Here is a 17,524-nt window from a genome sequence, read left to right as displayed (position 1 = left end):
TCCTCTTGTTGTGAAGCCGGTGGAATGCGGTTTGGAGCCGCTGGCAAAACCGCGTAGAGAGCCTGAGCCCAGCTAGGGGTTTTGTGAGCGGACTCTTAGTTGGCCCAGGGCAGCGGTTCCGGATTCAGCCCCCAGTACACGCCTTTCTGCTCCATGTATTGCAAGATGCCGTGCCGGCCTTTTTCGCGGCCCAGCCCGCTGTCGCGCCAGCCGCCGAAAGGGGTGGCCGCCGAGAACTGCTTGTAGGTGTTGATCCATACGGTGCCGGCCTGCAGCGCGCGCGCCAGGCGCCAGGCGCGCTGCGCGTCGCGGGTCCAGACGCCGGCCGCCAGCGCGTAGACGCTGTCGTTGGCCTGGGCGATCAGATCGGCCTCGTCGTCGAAGGGCAGCGCCGCCAGCACCGGGCCGAAGACTTCGTCCCGGCATAGCCGCGCCTGGTTGTCCAGGCCGTCGACGATGGTGGGCGGGTAGTAATGGCCGCGATCAAACAGGGCGCCGCGCGGACGCTCGCCGCCGCAGAGCAGGCGGCCGCCGTCCTCCAGCGCGCGCGCCACATGGGCTTCCACCTGTTCGCGGTGGGCGGCGCTGATCAGCGGTCCCATCTGGGTGAGGGGGTCGGCCGGGTCGCCCAGGCGCAAGCGCCGGGCGCCGGCCGACAGCCGGGCGATGAAATCGGCGTACAGCGGGCGGGCGATGAAGAGCCGGGAGCCGGCGACGCAGGATTCGCCGGAGGAGCTGAAGATGCCGTAGAGCACGCCGGCCACGGCGTGGTCGAGGTCGGCGTCGGCAAACACGATGGTCGGGGACTTGCCGCCCAGCTCCAGCGAGACCGGCATCAGTTTTTGCGCCGCCAGCGCGGCGATATGGCGGCCGGTGGCGGTGCCGCCGGTAAAGGCCACGCGCCGCACCAGCGGATGACGCACGATGGCATCGCCGATCAGCGAGCCCTTGCCGGGCAGCACGCTGAGCAGGCCCTTGGGCAGGCCGGCCTGTTCGCAGATCCTGGCCAGCTCCAGCGCCAGCAGCGGCGTGGCCTCGGCCGGTTTCAGCACCACGGCGTTGCCGGCGGCTAGGGCCGGAGCCAGTTTTTGCGCCTCGCTGGCGATGGGGGAGTTCCAGGGGGTGATGGCGGCCACCACGCCCATGGGCTCGTGCAGGCTCAGGCTCAGATAATCGCCGCGCGAGGGGGTGACGCTGTCTTCCAGCGTTTCGCAGGCGGCGGCGAAGAATTGAAAGGTGTCGGCGGCGCTGGCCACCAAGGCGCGGGTTTCCCGGATGGGTTTGCCGTTGTCCAGCCTTTGCAACTGGGCCAGTTCTTCGGCGCGCGCGCGGATGCCTTCGGCCACGCGGTAGAGCACCCGCGCGCGTTGGTGCGGCTTCCACTGCGGCCAGCCGCTGGCGTCGAAGGCGCGTTGCGCGCCCTGGACGGCTTCTTCCACATCGTCCAGGCTGGCGGCGTGCAGACCGGCCACGGCTTCGTCGGTGGCGGGGTAGCGGCTGTGATAGAGATCGCCGCGGCCTGGCCGCCACGCGCCGGCAATGCAAATGGGCAGGGGGGAGGGGAGTGTGCTCATGATGGCTCCTAGATGGCGATGGCCCGGACATGGTTGAGCAAGGCTCGGACCACGCTGTAAACCGTGAGGGCGGAGGTTTTCGGATTGCCGGGCAGCGCTTGGCCTTGCAGGCTGAGACTGAGCTCGCCGAAGCCGCCGCGGGCGTCTATGCAATGCTGGTTGCCGTGGGCGGCCGGGTCGGCGTAGAGCCGGACCTGCACCCGGTCCAGGCCCAGGCTGGCCAGCGCCACGGTGGCGGCGACGTTGGCGTTCTTGGGAAAACGCCGCGCCGCTTCCCGCGCGCTGCCGGAGAAGATCAATTGCGCCTGGCTCAAGGCCGCCAGATCCCAATCCCGTTCCGCCGGCGTGCCGCGCCAGGCCAGCGGCGGCTTGCGGCCGGTGTAGCTCACCTGTTCCAGCCCCCCCAGACGAGCGGCGGCCAGCGCGTCGATGGCGCCGACGGCGCCGGAGAGCAGGCGCGCTTGCGCGCCGCCGCGCCGGGCCGCCTGTTCCAGCCGTTCCGCCAAGCCGTCTTCGGTCAGCGCGCCGGCGGAGACGATCAGGCAGTCGATGCCGCGCTCCAGCGCCGGCAGCACGTGTTGGGCGACGGCGGCGTGGCCGGCGCATTCCACCAGCAGATCCGGCGCGTCCGCGTCCGGGTCCAGCGCGCGCCGCGGCCTCGCCTGCGGGGCGAGGCGGGCCAGGGTGTCGCGGACGCGGGCGTCGTCCGGCGCGGGCACCAGCACCTGGCCGACGCGCAGGGCCGGCTCCGCCGCGATCCCTTCCAGCACGCCGGCGCCGACGGCGCCGCAGCCCACCAGGGCGATGTCCAGCACGGGTTTGGGATGAGAGCGGTCCATGGGCTCAGTCCTGTTGCTTGGTGGGCGGGCCGGCGAAGACGCTTTTGAAGCGGCCTATCGCCAGCATGTCGATTTCCAGCAGGAAGGGGCCGCTGTGCTCCAGCGCCGCGGTCAGCGCCTGATCCAGCTCCTCCAGCCGGCTCACTTTGCGGTGCGGCAGCCGCAGCGAGGCGCACAGCTGGGCGTAGTCCGGGGTGTGCAGGTCCACATAGCAGCGGCGGCCGCCGTAGTGGGCGTCCTGGATGTTCTTGATCACGCCGTAGCCCTGGTCGTTCATCAGAATCATCACCAGGTCCGCCTGCTCCTGAACCGCAGTGGCCAGCTCGCCCAGATTGAGGATGAAGCCGCCGTCGCCGGCCAGGCCCAGGGTTTTGCGGCCGCTGCAGTAAGCGGCCGCGCCGATGGCGGCGCCTATGCTCATCGCCAGCCCCTGGCCGATGCCGCCGCCCAGCGCGTGGACGCCGGCGGTGGCGGAGAACAGCCGCAGCTGGCGGTTGCCCCAGGTGCTGTTGGAGACGGTGACGTCGCGCACCCAGTTGAAGTCGCGGCCGATGCGGGCTTGCAAGGTTTCCACCAGGCGGCGATAGGGCCCCAGCCCGTCCAGCAGCGCGTCCACGGCGGCCTGGCGCGCGCGCCACAGATCGGCGGGCAGGGCCGGGTCCACGCGCATCCGGCCTTCCAGCCGCCGCGCCAGCCCGTCCAGCGCCAATGCGGCGTCGCCGCAGACGAAGACGTCGTCGACGTAGCCGCGGCCTTCCGCCGCGGGGTCCGCGTCGATGCGGTATAAGGGGCGCGGCAGCTTGAGCTGGTATTTCAGGGTTTCATTGCCGCGCAGGCGGGAGCCGACCACCAGCATGGCGTCGCAGCTTTGATAGAGGGTCTCCACCGGCGGGTGCAGGTTGTAAGCGCCCAGGCTGCGTTCATCGTCTTCCGGCACGATGCCGCGCCCCTGGGTGCTGCTGACCACGCCAAAACCCAGGCGCAGCAAGCGCTGAGCCGCGTCGGCCGCGCCGCGCGCGCCGCCGCCCAGCCACAGCAGCGGCCGGCGCGCCGCGGCCAGCCGGTCCGCCAGCGCGTCGAGCGCGGCCTCGGACGGGACGGCGATCAAGGGCGGCAGCGGCGTAAGATCGGCCGGCAGCGGGATGCGCTCGGCCTGGATGTCGATGGGGATTTCTATGCTGACCGGTCCGCAGGGCGCGCTCAGCGCGGCGCGCGCCGCCTGTTTGAACACGCCGACCGCGGTTTGCGCGTTGCGCACGCGGAAGGCGGCCTTGGACACGGCGCGCAGCATGCCGAGCTGCTCGGGCGCTTCATGGATGTAGGCCAGCTCCTGGTCCAGATAGGGCGTTTCGATCTGGCCGGTGATGTGCAGCAGCGGCGTGCCGGCGGTCAGCGCCTCCACCATGCCGCCGGCGGCGTTGCCGGCGGCGGTGCCGGTGCTGGTCAGACAGACGCCCAGCCGCCCGGTGGTGCGGGCGCAGGCGTCGGCCATATTGGCGGCGCCGGCCTCTCCGCGCGCCGGCACGAAGCGGATGCGGCCGCGTTGGTTCAGCGCGTCGAGTATGGGCATATTGTGGATGGAGATCACCCCGAAGGCGGCTTTGACGCCGCAGTTTTCGAGGAAGATCGCCAGCGCTTCGCCGACGGTGACAGTGTGTTTATCGGGCATGACGCGACAGGCCTCCAGAGATGTCGAGATGGCTTCCCGTGGTGTAGGAAGAGAGCGGGGATGCGAGGAAGAACACGGCTTGGGCGGCCTCTTGCGGCAGGCCCAGCCGGCCGAGCGGAATTTGTTTGCGCGCGGCGAGCGCGGCGCTCCATTGGTCCCAGTCTTGTGTTGGGTCCTCGCGCTCGGCGAAGCGTCGCCGCCATTGTCCGGAGTCGACCAGGCCGATCAGGATGCCGTTGACGCGCACGCCGCGCGGGGCGAACTCGGTGGCCAGCGAGCGAACCAGATTGAGCACGCCGGCGCGGGCGGCGGAGGTGGCGACCATATGCGGTTCCGGCTGCAGGGCCAGCAGGGAGTTGACGCAGACGATGGCGGCCGGCGCGCGGCGCTCCAGCTGCGGCAGGAAGCCGCGGGTGGGATGGATGACCGACAGGAATTTCAGCCGCAGCTCGTCCAGCCAGTCTTCATCGCTGGTGTCGGCGAAGGTGGACACGCGGCCCTGGCCGGCGTTGTTGACCAGGATGGACGCCGGGCCCAGCTCGGCCTCCGTTTCCGCGGCGAAGGCGTTCACCGCTTCGCGGTCGAGCACGTCGCAGGCGCGGGCCAGCAGCCGGGCGGCGGGGAAGCGTTGCCGCAGCAGCGCTTCGGCCTGAGCCAGCCGGGCGGGATCGCGGCCGCAAAAAGCCACCGCGGCGCCGGCGGCGAGAAATTGTTCGACGCAGGCGAGGCCGATGCCGGAGGAGCCGCCGGTGATGACGGCGACGGACTGATCAAGATCGCAAAAGCTCATCGGAGGCTCCGTTCACAGGTGGATGACTTTGCCCATGCCGCCGCCGGCGTGGCCCAGCGCGCGGGACAGCTCGGCGGCGGCGGCGCGGATGTGGCCGGCCAGCGCATCGGCTTGGCCGGGCTCCAGCCTGGGCATGGGGAGGGTGGCGCCGATGGCGGCGATGATGGCGCCGCCGTGGTTGCGCACCGGAGCCGCCACGGTGGAGATATTGGTTTCGAAGAAGCCTTCGCCCACCAGGCAGGTGCGCTCCCGGTCTTGCTGCAGCAGGTGGAACAGCTCCAGCGTGTTGCGCGGGGTCTGGCTGGAATGGATGTCCAGATGCTCTTCCGGATACAGCTCGCGCAGTTTCTCCAGCGGCAGTTCCGACAGCAGGATGCGGCCGAACACGGTGGCGTGAGCGGGCAGCCGGGCGCCGATATTGATGTTGGAGGCGATCCAGGACGGTGGGTTGACCTTGGCGACGTAGACGATGGAGCGTCCGTCGCGCACCACCAGGCTGCAGGCGTGGCCGATCCGGTCGCGCAGCCGGCCCAGCACCGGCAGGCCCAGTTCGGTCAGTTCCAGCGAGGACAGGTATTCGAAACCCAGGCGCAGCACGGCGATGCCCAGCCGATAGTCGCGGCCGCCTTCCGCGCGTTCGATGAAGCCCAGCTGTTCCAGCGTGGCCAGCATGCGGAACACGGTGGAGCGCGGCAGCGCCAGCCGGCGCGCCAGCTCCGGCGCGCTCAGCGTGGGCTCGCCGCGGCTGAATTCGCCCAGCAGGCGCAGGCCGCGCTCCAGGGCCGGCACGGTATAGCGGGCGGCCGCGTCGTTGGGGTTCTGCTCATCCATGATGGGCTTCCTTGGTGTGGGGGTGGGACGGGGCGAGAGCGGCGCTGAGCAAGTCGGCGAGCGCCGCCGGCGCCTCCACGTGACAGGCGTGGCCGCAGCCGGGAATCAGATGGAAGGGCGCGTTGAAGGCGGCGGCCACGGTCTGGCAATCCGCCGGCGGCGTGGCCAGATCGCGCTCGCCGCAGAACACCGTCACCGGCAGCGGCGAAGGCGCGTAGCGGGCGATGTCGTCGCCAGTCAGCAGTTCGACGGCTTGGCCGTAGCCGCCCTCCTTGAGTTGGGCCATATTCCAGCGCACCCAGGCGCGCGCGGCGGCGTCGGCAGAGGCGGAGAGCAGCCTGGCCGGCGCCTGGTCCGCCACTTGGGCCAGGCCCTGGGCGTGCAGCGCGCGTAGCCGTTCGCCGCGGACGCGCGCGCCGTCGGCGCGCCGATCGGCCGCGCCGTAGCCTTGGGCCGGCGAGACCAGCAGCAGCCGTTCCAGCCGCTGCGGATGCCGGCGCGCATGGGCGGCGGCCATCAGTCCGCCCAGGGAATGGCCGACCAGGGCGCAGCGGGTGACGCCGGCGGCTTTGAGAAAGCCTTCCAGCGCCTGCGCGTAGTCGTCTGCCTTGGGGCGGGCCTGCGGCAAGGGGCTGGTGTCGCCGTAGCCGGGGGCATCCCAGGCCAGCACGCGGGCGCGGGGGGCGAGCGCGGCGGCCACCTCCATCCAGCTGGCCGAAGTGGAGCCTATGCCGTGCAGCAGCACGACGGTGGCGTCGCCGGTGCCGCATTCGCGGTAGGCGACGACGCGGTCGTTCACCTGGAGCCGGCGTTCCGGAAAACATTGGCGCAAGCGTCGGCGCAGTTTGAGGAGCAGGGTTTCATCGGCGTTAGCGGGCAGGTCCAGTGCGCTCATGGCGGTTTTCCTTCAGTGCATGACGAAACCGCCGTTGACCGCCAGCAATTGGCCGGTGACGAAGCGGGACAGGTCGGATAGACAGAACAGCACGGCGCCGCAGACGTCGTCCGGGGTTTGCGGCCGTTCCAGCGCGCGTTGCGCCACATAGTGGCGGTGGCGCTCGGCCGCCACCTGCTCGGTGGCTTCGCCCAGGGTCAGCCCGGGCGCGACGGCGTTGACGGTGATGCCGGCCGGCCCCAGTTCGCGGGCCAGGCTGCGGCTCATGGCGATGACCGCGCCCTTGCTGGCGGCGTAGGCCAGCAGCCGCGGCGCGCCCCACAAGGCGGTGTCGGAAGCGAGGTTGACCACCGCGCCGCGCCCGGACGCGCCCAGCGCCTGGGAACAGGCCATGGTCATCAGCCAGACGCCGCGCACGTTCACCGCCATCACCCGGTCCCAGCACTCAATATCCAGCTCGGCGGCGGAGACGCCGCCGGAATCGGTGACCGCGCCGTTGTTGACCAGGCCGTCCAAGCCGCCCAGGCGCTGGACGGCGTCCTCGGCGCAGCGGCGGATGGCGTCCGGGTCGGCCAGATCCAGCGGCAGCGCCCAGGCTTGATGCCCGGCCGCGCGCAGTCGTTCGGCCTGGGCCTGCGCCTGTTCATGGCGCAGGTCCGCTATCGCCACCGCGGCGCCTTCGCGCGCCGCGCTTTCGGCGAAGGCGAGCCCCAGGCCGCGCGCGCCGCCGGTGATCAGAATGCGTCTGTCCTTGAGGTTGTCCGGCATGAAATCTCCTTGAAAGGGTTAGCGTGGGCGCGAGGCCGTTTACGGATTAGAAATGCCATTCCAGATTCAGGCTGGGCGTATTGGTGTCGATGCCGGGACCGCCGCTGTTGCCGTAGGTGTTGCGGCGCAGCTCGTAACCCAGGCCCAGCCAGAGCGCGTTCTTGGCCTTGAAGGCCAGCAGGCCGATATCGGCCATCAGCGAGGGGCGGATCAGGTATTCGGCGGCGGTGTCCCGGTTCTGGTAATCCTTGCCCTTTTTGGCGTTGTAAAAGGCGTAGCCCTGGAATTTCAGCGGCAGCCCGGCCCACTGGAAGGGCAGGCCCCAGGCCAGTTCCAGGCGCGGAAAGGGATCGAAGGCGACGCTATTGCTGTTGCCCGCCTGGCGGCAGGGGTTCAGGCCGCATTCGCCCCATTCCCGCGCGTAGAGCAGGGCCAGATTGAGGTAGCCGGGCACGTCGAACTGCGCGGTGGGGCCGATGACCAGCATGCGTTTGGCCGGGGAAAAGGCGGAGTTCTTGGTTTCCACGTCGAAGCCGGCTTGCAGCGAGAAGTCGCGGATCGGGCCGAAGTCGGCGGTGCTGCCGCTGAGCTTTTTCCATTGCAGCTGATGGCGGTAGGCGAGATAGAACTCGGTGGCGCCGTTGTCCGCGCCGGAGCTGGACGGGTCGGCGCCGTTGGAGCGCAGGTAATCCAGCACGAAGAAATTGCTGCCTAAGCGATAGGCGGAACTGTGGTTGAGGGTGAGGATCTGTTTGCGGATGTCCCGGTTGTTGCCGGGCTCCTGATAGGCGTTGCCGAAGCGGTAGCCGATGAAGGTGTCGGACCAGTCCGCGGCGTAGGCGGGCGCGGACAGGGCCAGGCAGAGCGCGGCCAGCGTCCGGGGGCGTCGGACGCGGGACGGTCGAGTACAGGGCAAGCGGATAGGGGGCATTGCTGTTTCTCCTCATAAACCTGGTCGTCATTGAATGCGCCGGTTTTTATTTTTGTTCCACCTATAAAACAAGGATTTATTTGTGGAACATGATCGACTTTATGAGGTGAAAACCGAGCAAAATATTAGGGTTTTCCCTAATGTTTGGCCTGGGTTCGGCTTGCCTAGGCTATAGAAGATTTCATTAATGAAATCATGTTTCATAGACGGAACAAATGGGGCGCCCAGCGCCGCGCCCTGCGTTCCGGTTTCGACATTCCAGCCTGCGAGCAGGCTGCCCGCCGTTGAAAGACCACCATGAACAATGATCGTTTGAATGAATTGGTGCGGGAGGCTCTGCCTTCCTTGGCCAGGCCGGCCGGCAAGAGCTTTGCCGAGTGGATGGCGTCGCGTTGCGTGTTGCGCTCCACCCGCCGTTACGACTGGGACGCCTTGAAGTTTCAGGCGGATTTCAAGCCGGAGTACGGCCGCGCGCAGATGCGCTATGTCGGCACCGGCGCCACCGGGGTGGCCGCCGACGGCAATACCGTGCCGGCGGTGCACTTCACTTTTTCCACGATGAAGATTCCGCCCGGCCATATCGGCCCCCTGCATCTGCACACCGACGCGGAGGAGATCTTCTTTGTGTTGCAAGGCACGGTGAAGCTGTTTTGCGAATCTTTGGAAGGGGAGCGTTGGGAGGCGGTCGTCGGCCCGCGGGATCTGATCTCGATTCCGCCGGGGATCTACCGCGGCGAAGAGAATGTGGGCGACGACGACGCCTTGCTCTGTGTGATGGTGGGATCGCCGCGGCCGATGACGCCGACTTACCGGCCGGACGACCCCTTATCCAGGATCAAGCGCTGATGGCCTGTCGCTGACACGTTGCGCTCAAAACAAAAGCCGCCCGGTGCATGGCGCCGGGCGGCTTTGGGCACTGCGAAGCAAGAGGGCGCTTAGGCGCGCTTCTTGAATTCGTTGGTGCGGGTGTCGATTTCGATCTTTTCGCCGGTGTTGACGAAGGCCGGAACCTGAACTTCGAAGGTGGTGCCCACCAGGCGAGCCGGCTTCAGCACTTTGCCGGAGGTGTCGCCGCGTACGGCCGGTTCGGTGTATTCCACTTCGCGAACCACGGTGGTCGGCAGTTCAACCGAGATGGCCTTGCCGTCGTAGAAGGTCACTTGGCACACTTCTTCCATGCCGTCGACGATGAAGTTCAGCGTGTCGCCCAGGTTGTCGGCTTCCACTTCGTACTGATTGAATTCGGTGTCCATGAACACGTACATCGGATCGGCGAAGTAGGAGTAGGTGCAGTCCTTGCGGTCCAGCACGATGACGTCGAACTTGTCGTCGGCGCGGTATACGGCTTCGCTGCCGGCGCCGGTCAACAGGTTCTTCATCTTCATTTTCACAACGGAGGCGTTGCGGCCGGATTTGCTGAATTCAGCCTTCTGCACGACCATCGGGTCGCTGCCTACCATGAATACGTTGCCGGCGCGGAGTTCTTGTGCGGTTTTCATTACTAAAAGTCCCAAACTCTTGATTGAAGTCGGAAAAAAAGGTTTCCGAAAAACGGCGTATTCTAGCCGATTTCCCGGACAAAGTGCAGCAGTCTGTCGCCCAGATCGCCGTCCGCCAGCAATTTTTCCGGCCAGGCGGCGGCATGCTCGCGCCAGGCGGGCAGCCAGGCGGCCAGTTCCGTCCAGGCGGCGGCCATGTCGGCGCCGTGGTTCCAGGCATGGCTGGCGGCGCTCAGCGCCTGCGCCGCGCCGGCGGGCAGCGCCGCGCCGTACTGTAACAAAAAGGCATCAAGCTTGGCCAGATGGGCGGCGTCGTCCTGCGGGTAGATGTGCCACAGAAACGGCCGGCCGGCCCATTGCGCGCGCACGAAGCTGTCTTCGCCGCGCACCAGATTGAGGTCGCAGGACCATAGCAGCAGGTCGTAGCTGTCCTGGTCGGTCATCGGCAGCACCTTGACCGTCAGCTGGCCCTGGCGCGCCAGCATGCCGGCGCGCAAGGGGTAGCCGAAGACGCGGGCGGCGTCCGGCAGCGCCTTGCCTTCCGGCAGCAGGCAGGTGACCGGACGCTCGCCCAGCGCCCAGGCGGCCAGCAGGCTGGTGACCGCCGGGTTTTCATAGGCGAACAGGCTGACCCGCCACTCGTCCGCGGCCGGCTCGGGCAGTTCCAGCAACTGCCAGTAGGCGCGGCGCGCCAGCGCGTCGTCCTGCCATTGGCGGCGGACGTCGAGCAGGCCCTGTTCGCAGATCAGGCCGCCGGTGTCGGCCTCGAAGCCGGGAAAGAAGAAATGCTTGGTCAGCGGCAGCCGCGGATGCGGCGAGGGCTGGCGGTGGCAGCCGCGGGTCCAGTCTTCCGCCGACAGGTATTCCAGATTGATCCACACCGGCTTGACCGCCTTGGCGGCCATCGCCTGTTCAAAGTGCTCCGGCAGCCGGCAGCCGAAGGCCTCGATCACCACCTCGGCGGGCACGGTGTCCGCGGGCGGGCCCTCCGCCGGCCAGTGGCGGACGTCGATGTCGGCCAGACGCTGGGCCGGCAGGGCCGGATCCAGATCGGGCGCGATGCGGGCGAAGCTGGCCAGGTCGTCCACCCATAGCCGCACTTCCAGGCCGAAGTCGTGGGCCAGCCGGCGCGCCAGCCGCCAGGCGACGCCGATGTCGCCGTAGTTGTCGACCACGGCGCAGAAGATATCCCAGTGTTTGCGTTCCATTGGCGGTGCCGCGCGTGAAAATGGCGGCAGCTTAGCACGCCGCCGCGGGTTAATGAAAAACCCCGCGCCGGAGCGCGGGGTGGCAAAAAGATTAAGACGCCGCGGACAAAGGCCTGAGTTCGTAGCGTGGGCAAGTCCTTTGGGCTTGTCCACGCTACAACTAGATCAAAACGCGGTGATTGCTTTTAGAACTGGTTTACGATCTCGCGAGCTAAGGCGAGACAAGGCGAAAACGGCTGAGAAAGCGGAATGTACGCGTGGTACATGAGCATTTCGAAGCTGTACTCACCGTGTAACGCTCCACGACGCGCAGCAGATCGTAAACAGGTTCTTAGAAAATGGACATCCACAGGCCGGCGGTGGTCGCAGTCATGAAACCCGCCATCACCGCGGCGGCCAGCGCGCGCATGCCGATCTGGGCCAGTTCCTTCTGCCGCGACGGCGCTAGCGCGCCGATGCCGGCGACGCAGATGCCCACCGAGCTGAAGTTGGAGAAGCTGGACAGCGCGAAGGTGGAAATCAGGATGGCCTGCGGCGACAGGGTGCCGGCGGCCTTCATCTTGGCCAGGTCCAGATAGGAGATGAACTCGTTGACCACGATCTTCTGGCCCAGCAGGCTGCCCACTTCCAGGGTTTCGTGCCAGCTCACGCCCATCATGAAGGCGAACACGCGGAAGGCCTGGCCAAACAGGTATTGCAGCGTCAGGCCGTCGAACACGCCATTGGTGGAGGCCTTGATCATTTCGTTGACGCCCAGCGCGGCGCCGATGCCGTCCTTCACCACGAAGTTGGCCAGCGCGATCATGGACACGATGGCCAGGATGATGGTGGCCACCGCGGCGGCCATCTTCATGCCGGACATCGCGCCGTTGACGATGGCGTTGATGAAGCTGCCCTGATCGTCGTCCTGGCTGTAGTCCAGCTTGTCGCTGGAGGCATGGTCGCGGTCGGTTTCCGGGTAGATGATCTTGGCGAACACCGCGGCGGCCGGCGCGTTCATGAAGGAGGCCATCAGCAGATAGGTGGCGAACTTGGCTTGCTCCGCCGGATTGCTGCCGCCGAGGAAGGCGACGTAGGCGGCCAGCACGCCGCCGGCCAGCGTGGACATGCCGGCGATCATCACGCAAGCCAGCTCGGAGCGGCTCATGTGCTGGATGTAGGGGCGGATCAGCAGCGGGGCCTCGGTCTGGCCGAGGAAGATGTTGCCGGCCACGGTCAGGCTTTCCGGGCCGGACAGCTTCATGCTGCGCTTCATCACCCAGGCCATGCCGGCCACCACGCGTTGCAGGATGCCCAGATGGTAGAGCAGGGCACTGAAGGCGGAGAAGAAGATGATGACCGGCAACACCATGAAGGCGAACAAAAAGCCCATGCTGCCGCTGGGTTTGGCCAGGTCGCCGAACACGAAGCTGGCGCCTTCGCCGGAGAAGGTCAGCACTTTGGCGAAGCCGGAGCCGAAGGCTTCGAACACCGCGCGCGCGGCGGGCACGTAGTTGATGACCAGGAACAGCGAACTTTGCATGATCAGACCGATCAGCACGATGCGCCAATTGATGGCTTTGCGATTGGTGGACAGCGCATAGGCGGTGCCCAGCAGGAACAACATGCCGACGAGAGCTTGTAAGGTATTCACGAACAACCCTGAGATGATGGTGCGGAAGTTGACAAGCCGGCGCGCGGCGCCGGACAAGGCGGATCCAACGATTATTAGATGATGATTAGCTAATATTGCTCAAGGGGCGCGATTTTACAGCAAAAATCGGATAACGAAAGCGATTGCGACGCTTTGTCCTTGATTTTATTCGATTTGGGTGAAGATTGGGCCGGCGGCGGGACATGCGGGCGCGCCGCGTCGGAGCAAAAAAATCCCGGCGCGGGGGTGCGCCGGGAGGGGTTTGGGCGAGCGCGGGGCCTCAGTCGCGCCGCGGCGTCTCGTCCTTGGCGTCCTTGGGCTTATCGTCGTCCATCAGGATGCGGTGGGCCGGGCCCTCCATATCGTCGAACTGGCCGTTGCGGGTGGCCCACCAGAAAATGCCGCCGATGACGAAGGCCAGCACCAGGCTGAGCGGGATGAGCAGATACAGGCTTTCCATCAGGGTCTCCGTTTGACCAGTCGGAGGGCGTTGCCGACTACGATGAGTGAGCTGGACGCCATGCCCAGGCTGGCGATCCACGGCGTTACATGGCCGGCGATGGCCAAGGGCAGCGCCACGATATTGTAAGCGGCGGCCCACCACAGGTTTTGACGAATCACAGACAAGGTCTTGCGCGACAGCTCGAAAGCGCTGGCGATCAGCCCCAGCCGGTCGCCTATCAGCACCATGTCGCCGCTGGCGCGCGCCACGTCGGTGCCGCCGCCCATGGCGATGGATACGTCGGCCTTGGCCAGCACCGGCGCGTCGTTGATGCCGTCGCCCACCATCAGCACGCGCTTGCCGGCGGCTTGCAGCCGGCCGACATAGGCCAGCTTATCCTCCGGCGCGGCGCGGGCGATGTGGGCGTCCATGTCCAGCTGGCGCGCCAGGCTGGCCACCGCGCCGGCGCCGTCGCCGCTGAGCAGGTGTACGCGCAGGCCGCGCTGTTTCAGCTGGCGCAACAGCGGCGCCGCGTCGGCGCGTACCGCGTCGCCGATGGCGAACAGCGCCACCAGTTCGGTTTCGTCCGCCAGCGCGATCAGGGTCTTGTCGCCGTGCCAGTCGGCGGCCGGCAGCGGGCAGTCGCCCAGCTGGGCGGCGATGAATTCCGGCGAGCCTATGCGCCAGGCGCGGCCATCCAGCTGGCCGGTCACGCCCTGGCCGGGATGGTTGCGCAGCGCGTCCGCCGCCTGGTACGGGCCGTCGCCGGCGGCGGCCAGCAGCGCGCGCGCCACTGGGTGTTCCGAACCCTGTTCCAGCGCCGCCGCCGTGGCCAGCGCCGCCGCCGCGTCGCGGCCGGGCGCGGTCCAGCTGTCCAGCAGCCGCATATCGCCATGGGTCAGGGTGCCGGTTTTGTCGAACACCACATCGCTGATCTTGGGCAGGGTTTCCAACGCGTGGCCGCGGGTGGTCAGCACGCCCAGCGCCGCCAGGTGGCCGGAGGCGGCGGTCAGCGCCGCCGGGGTGGCCAGCGACAGCGCGCAGGGACAGGAAATCACCAGCACCGCCACCATGATCCACAGCGCGCGGTCCGGCTCGATATAGTGCCAGCCGATGTAAGTGCCAGCGGCGGCCAGCAGCAGCAGGGCCACGAACCAGCTGGCGAAGCGGTCGGCGATCACCGCCAGCCGCGGCTTCTCCGCCAGCGCCTGGTCCAGCAGCCGCACGATGCCGGCCAGCCGGGTGTCCTGGCCGGTCTGGTCCACTCGCACCACCAGCGGGCTGGCGGCGTTGACGCTGCCGGCGATCACCGCGGCGCCGACGTCCTTGCTCACCGGCCGGCTCTCGCCGGTCAGCAGCGCCTCGTTGCTGGCGCTGTGGCCGTCCAGCACCACGCCGTCGGCAGGAATGGTCTCGCCGGGTTTGATCAGAATCACGTCGCCGGGACGCAGCTGCGTCACCGTGGTTTCCTCGCTTTGACGGCTGGCGGGCCAGCCGGCCAGGCGGTGGGCGAAGGCGGGGATCAGCTTGACCAGGCTTTCGGTGGCTTCGCCGGCCTTGCGCCGGGCGATGCCTTCCAGATAACGGCCGCCCAGCAGCAGGAACACGAACATGGACACCGAGTCGAAATAGACGCCGTGCTCCACCTTGTTGATCAAGGCCCAGAAGCTGGACAGGAAGGCGGTGAGAATGCCTATGGTCACCGGGGTGTCCATGCCCACGCGCCGGGTCTTGAGGTCGCGCCAGGTGGCGCGGTAGAAGGGCACGGCGGAGTAGAGCACCACCGGCAGCGTCAGGATGAAGCTGGACCAGTGCAGCAGCCACAGGAAGTCCGGCGAAATCTCGCCGTCCGGCGCCAGATAGATGGGCACCGCGTACATCATCACCTGCATCATGGACAGGCCGGCCGCCCACAGGCGGTTGATCGCCTGCTTGCGCTCTTTCTGGTTCAGCGCTTCCTGGCGTTCGGCGTCGTAGGGGTGGGCGCGGTAGCCGATGGCGCTGACCGCCTCCAGGATAGCGGACAGCTGGACCCGGCTATTGTCCCAGCGCACGCGGGCGCGGTGATTGCTGTAATTGATGTCGACGCTGACGATGCCGGGCAGCTGGCGGATGTGCTGCTCGTTGAGCCAGACGCAGGCGGCGCAGGTGATGCCTTCCAGCATCAAGGAGGCCTCGCGCAGGTTTTCGGCCTCGAAGCGCACGAAGCTGCGCTGAAGCTCGTCGGAATCGTAGAGTTTGATCTGCTCCAGCAGTTCGAGCGGCACCGGCTCGGCCTGGCGCGCGCCCTCGGTGCGGTGCTGATAGTAATCGGACAGGCCGGACTGGATGATGGTGACGGCTACCGCCTGGCAGCCGGCGCAACAGGTGGGCTGATCGACTTCGCGGTATTTGACCGGGAACCGGACGTCGGGCGGCACCGGCAGGCCGCAGTGGAAGCAGTTTTCACTCATGATGGCCGATTGTAATCAATCCGGCCGCGTTTGGCTTGCGCTAGCGTGTTGGAATCAGCCGCGGCAGCCCCCATTTGCTGGGGGCGTCCGGCCCGGGCTTGGAGTCGTTTAAGCCGCGTGCAATTGAGCTTCCACGCCGCGCAAACTGAGCTGCTTGAGGATGCGGTTCAGGATCACGCCGTACATGGGCAGGAAGAACAGCAGGCAGATCAGCAGCTTGAAGCTGTAGTCCACCAGCGCGATCTCCACCCAGTTGGCGGCCATGAAGGGATCGCTGCTCTTGTAGAAGGCGATGAAGAAGAAGGCCAGCGTGTCGCTGATATTGCCGAACAACATGGCCGAGGCGGGGGCGATCCACCAGGTTTTCAGCTGGCGCAGGCGGTTGAACACCTGCACGTCCAGCACCTGGCCCAGCGCGTAGGCGGCGAAGCTGGCGACGGCGATGCGGGCGACGAATACATTGAAGCTGGCCAGGGCCGACGCGCCTTGCCAGGCGCCCTGGTAGAACAGGGTGGAGATCAGGTAGGAGATCGCCAGCGCCGGCAGCATCGCCGCGAAAATGATGCGGCGGGCCAGCGGCGCGCCGAATACGCGCACGGTCAGATCGGTGGCCAGGAAAATAAAGGGAAAGGTGAACGCACCCCAGGTGGTGTGGAAGCCGAACACGGTGATGGGCAATTGCACCAGGTAGTTGCTGGACGCGATGATGGCGATGTGGAACAAGGACAGCCACAGCAGCGCGGACAGCCGCTGTTGGCGGGTAAAGCTAAACATGATGTCGGCCTTTTTATTGGATTGGGGTGAGGGAACCCAATGCAGATTCGGTTGGCCTGGTCCGGCGAGGCTGGAACAGGGCAAGGGCGGAGATGATACGCGCCTGCGTCCGCCTTGGCAAAGGTATTTGACATTGCTAATCAGTCGCTTGAGAGCGAAAGGAGGGGGTATGTTGGCAGTTGTGCAGTCGGCTCCGGGCGGAGTCGACACCTTGCGTTTGGACGAGATCGCGCCGCCGGTTCGCGCCGCCGGGCAATTGCTGTTGCGAGTGATGGCGGCGGGCGTCAACCGCGCGGACCTGGCGCAACGGGCCGGGCAGTATCCGCCGCCGCCGGGCGCCAGCCCGATTCTGGGCCTGGAAGTGGCGGGCGTGGTGGAGGAAGCTGACGCGGATTCGCGTTTCCAGCCCGGCGATGCGGTGTTCGGCCTGATCGGCGGCGGAGCTTACGCCGAATACGCGCTGCTGGACGAGGCTTTGGCGATCGCCAAGCCGGACTGGCTGTCCTGGGTGGAGGCGGCCAGCCTGCCCGAGGCCTGGATGACGGCCTGGTTCAATCTGGTGGAAAAGGCCGGCTTGCAGGCCGGCGAGACCGTGCTGGTGCACGCCGGCGCCAGCGGCGTCGGCGCGGCGGCGATCCAGCTGGCCGGCCTGTTGGGCGCGCAGGCTTTCGCCAGTGCGGGCAGCGAGGAGAAGACCGGGTTCTGCCGCGAGCTGGGCGCGGCGCGGGTGTTCAACTACCGGCAAACGCCGGCCTTCGGCCCCATGGTCAAGGACTGGGGCGGCGCCGACGTGGTGCTGGACCCGGTGGGCGCCAGCTATCTGAACGACAATCTGTCGGCCTTGAAGCCGGATGGGCGGCTGGTCAATATCGGCCTGCTCGGCGGCGCCAAGGCGGAGTTGAACCTGGGCGCGCTGCTGATGAAGCGCATCGCCTTGATCGGCTCCACGCTGCGGCCGCAGCCACTGGAGGTGAAGGCGCGCTTGGCGCGGGCTTTGGAAACCCGGATCTTGCCGGCGCTGGAGCAGGGCAGGCTGCGCCTGACGCTGGATTCCAGCTACCCCTTGGCCCAGGTGGGCGACGCGCATGCGTATGTGGAGGCCAATCGCAATCTGGGCAAGGTGGTGTTGACGCTGTTTCCGGTGCTGGCTGGGTGACACCTTAAAAAAAAGCGCGCCCAAATGGGCGCGCCGTTTTGTGTCAGCCATCGGCCGAGGTG

The 17,524-nt window shown here is 67.3% G+C and carries 16 protein-coding genes; 2 read left to right on the top strand and 14 right to left on the bottom strand.

All coding sequences use genetic code 11. The annotated features are described in order from the left end of the window. Nucleotides 1–95: 95 nt before the first annotated feature. The 8 genes from JC616_RS14695 to JC616_RS14660 are packed head-to-tail and all read right to left on the bottom strand — an operon-like array spanning nucleotide 96 to nucleotide 8,297. A complete protein-coding gene (locus JC616_RS14695; RefSeq protein ID WP_227103896.1) occupies nucleotides 96–1,574 on the bottom strand; it encodes an aldehyde dehydrogenase in 1,479 nt (492 codons plus the stop codon). Between the two features lie 8 nt (nucleotides 1,575–1,582). Further along, entirely contained in the window at nucleotides 1,583–2,413 is an 831-nt protein-coding gene (locus tag JC616_RS14690) for an aspartate dehydrogenase (RefSeq protein WP_227103893.1), read from the bottom strand. Nucleotides 2,414–2,417: 4 nt separating this feature from the next. Next, nucleotides 2,418–4,082: a thiamine pyrophosphate-binding protein gene (locus JC616_RS14685; protein ID WP_227103891.1), complete on the bottom strand. Its 1,665-nt coding sequence runs from the start codon at nucleotides 4,080–4,082 to the stop codon at nucleotides 2,418–2,420. Continuing rightward, the gene (locus JC616_RS14680) at nucleotides 4,072–4,872 is read right to left on the bottom strand and encodes an SDR family oxidoreductase (RefSeq protein WP_227103889.1); all 801 of its coding nucleotides are present in this window, start codon (nucleotides 4,870–4,872) and stop codon (nucleotides 4,072–4,074) included. Before JC616_RS14680 ends, JC616_RS14685 begins: the two co-directional genes overlap by 11 nt. A gap of 12 nt (nucleotides 4,873–4,884) precedes the next feature. After that, nucleotides 4,885–5,703, bottom strand: coding sequence for an IclR family transcriptional regulator (locus JC616_RS14675; RefSeq protein WP_227103887.1), 819 nt, complete (start codon nucleotides 5,701–5,703; stop codon nucleotides 4,885–4,887). After that, the gene (locus JC616_RS14670; RefSeq protein WP_227103885.1) at nucleotides 5,696–6,598 is read right to left on the bottom strand and encodes an alpha/beta fold hydrolase; all 903 of its coding nucleotides are present in this window, start codon (nucleotides 6,596–6,598) and stop codon (nucleotides 5,696–5,698) included. Before JC616_RS14670 ends, JC616_RS14675 begins: the two co-directional genes overlap by 8 nt. Nucleotides 6,599–6,610: 12 nt before the next feature. Next, nucleotides 6,611–7,366: an SDR family oxidoreductase gene (locus JC616_RS14665; RefSeq protein WP_107799130.1), complete on the bottom strand. Its 756-nt coding sequence runs from the start codon at nucleotides 7,364–7,366 to the stop codon at nucleotides 6,611–6,613. A gap of 46 nt (nucleotides 7,367–7,412) precedes the next feature. Beyond that, nucleotides 7,413–8,297, bottom strand: a complete 885-nt coding sequence (locus JC616_RS14660) for a hypothetical protein (RefSeq protein WP_227103883.1) — start codon at nucleotides 8,295–8,297, stop codon at nucleotides 7,413–7,415. 297 nt (nucleotides 8,298–8,594) lie between these two features. On the opposite strand from JC616_RS14660, the gene JC616_RS14655 reads away from it, so the two are divergent. Then, nucleotides 8,595–9,143 (top strand): cupin domain-containing protein, encoded by a 549-nt coding sequence (locus tag JC616_RS14655; RefSeq protein WP_107799129.1) that lies wholly within the window; start codon nucleotides 8,595–8,597, stop codon nucleotides 9,141–9,143. A gap of 89 nt (nucleotides 9,144–9,232) precedes the next feature. On the opposite strand, the gene efp is transcribed toward JC616_RS14655, so the two are convergent. From efp to JC616_RS14625, 6 genes are all read right to left on the bottom strand, one after another. Beyond that, nucleotides 9,233–9,796: an elongation factor P gene (efp, locus tag JC616_RS14650; protein WP_048412240.1), complete on the bottom strand. Its 564-nt coding sequence runs from the start codon at nucleotides 9,794–9,796 to the stop codon at nucleotides 9,233–9,235. Nucleotides 9,797–9,858: 62 nt separating this feature from the next. Continuing rightward, a complete protein-coding gene (earP, locus tag JC616_RS14645; protein WP_227103881.1) occupies nucleotides 9,859–11,004 on the bottom strand; it encodes an elongation factor P maturation arginine rhamnosyltransferase EarP in 1,146 nt (381 codons plus the stop codon). Nucleotides 11,005–11,335: 331 nt separating this feature from the next. Beyond that, nucleotides 11,336–12,637, bottom strand: coding sequence for a NupC/NupG family nucleoside CNT transporter (locus tag JC616_RS14640; protein WP_107801759.1), 1,302 nt, complete (start codon nucleotides 12,635–12,637; stop codon nucleotides 11,336–11,338). Between the two features lie 280 nt (nucleotides 12,638–12,917). Continuing rightward, entirely contained in the window at nucleotides 12,918–13,097 is a 180-nt protein-coding gene (ccoS, locus tag JC616_RS14635) for a cbb3-type cytochrome oxidase assembly protein CcoS (RefSeq protein ID WP_019103031.1), read from the bottom strand. Beyond that, nucleotides 13,097–15,532, bottom strand: a complete 2,436-nt coding sequence (locus tag JC616_RS14630) for a heavy metal translocating P-type ATPase (protein WP_227103879.1) — start codon at nucleotides 15,530–15,532, stop codon at nucleotides 13,097–13,099. Before JC616_RS14630 ends, ccoS begins: the two co-directional genes overlap by 1 nt. Before the next feature lie 108 nt (nucleotides 15,533–15,640). Next, complete coding sequence (locus JC616_RS14625) at nucleotides 15,641–16,306, bottom strand: 7-cyano-7-deazaguanine/7-aminomethyl-7-deazaguanine transporter (RefSeq protein WP_107799126.1); 666 nt, start codon at nucleotides 16,304–16,306, stop codon at nucleotides 15,641–15,643. 169 nt (nucleotides 16,307–16,475) lie between these two features. Here JC616_RS14625 and JC616_RS14620 point away from each other — a divergent pair, with 169 nt between their 5' ends. After that, nucleotides 16,476–17,462 carry an NAD(P)H-quinone oxidoreductase gene (locus JC616_RS14620; protein WP_227103877.1) on the top strand — a complete coding sequence of 329 codons (987 nt, stop codon included), beginning with the start codon at nucleotides 16,476–16,478 and terminating at the stop codon, nucleotides 17,460–17,462. Nucleotides 17,463–17,524 lie beyond the last annotated feature (62 nt).

Source organism: Chromobacterium rhizoryzae, assembly GCF_020544465.1.
GTDB lineage: Bacteria > Pseudomonadota > Gammaproteobacteria > Burkholderiales > Chromobacteriaceae > Chromobacterium.
The sequence above is the reverse complement of the archived record's forward strand: the minus strand, read 5'-3'. Positions and strand labels throughout refer to the sequence as shown.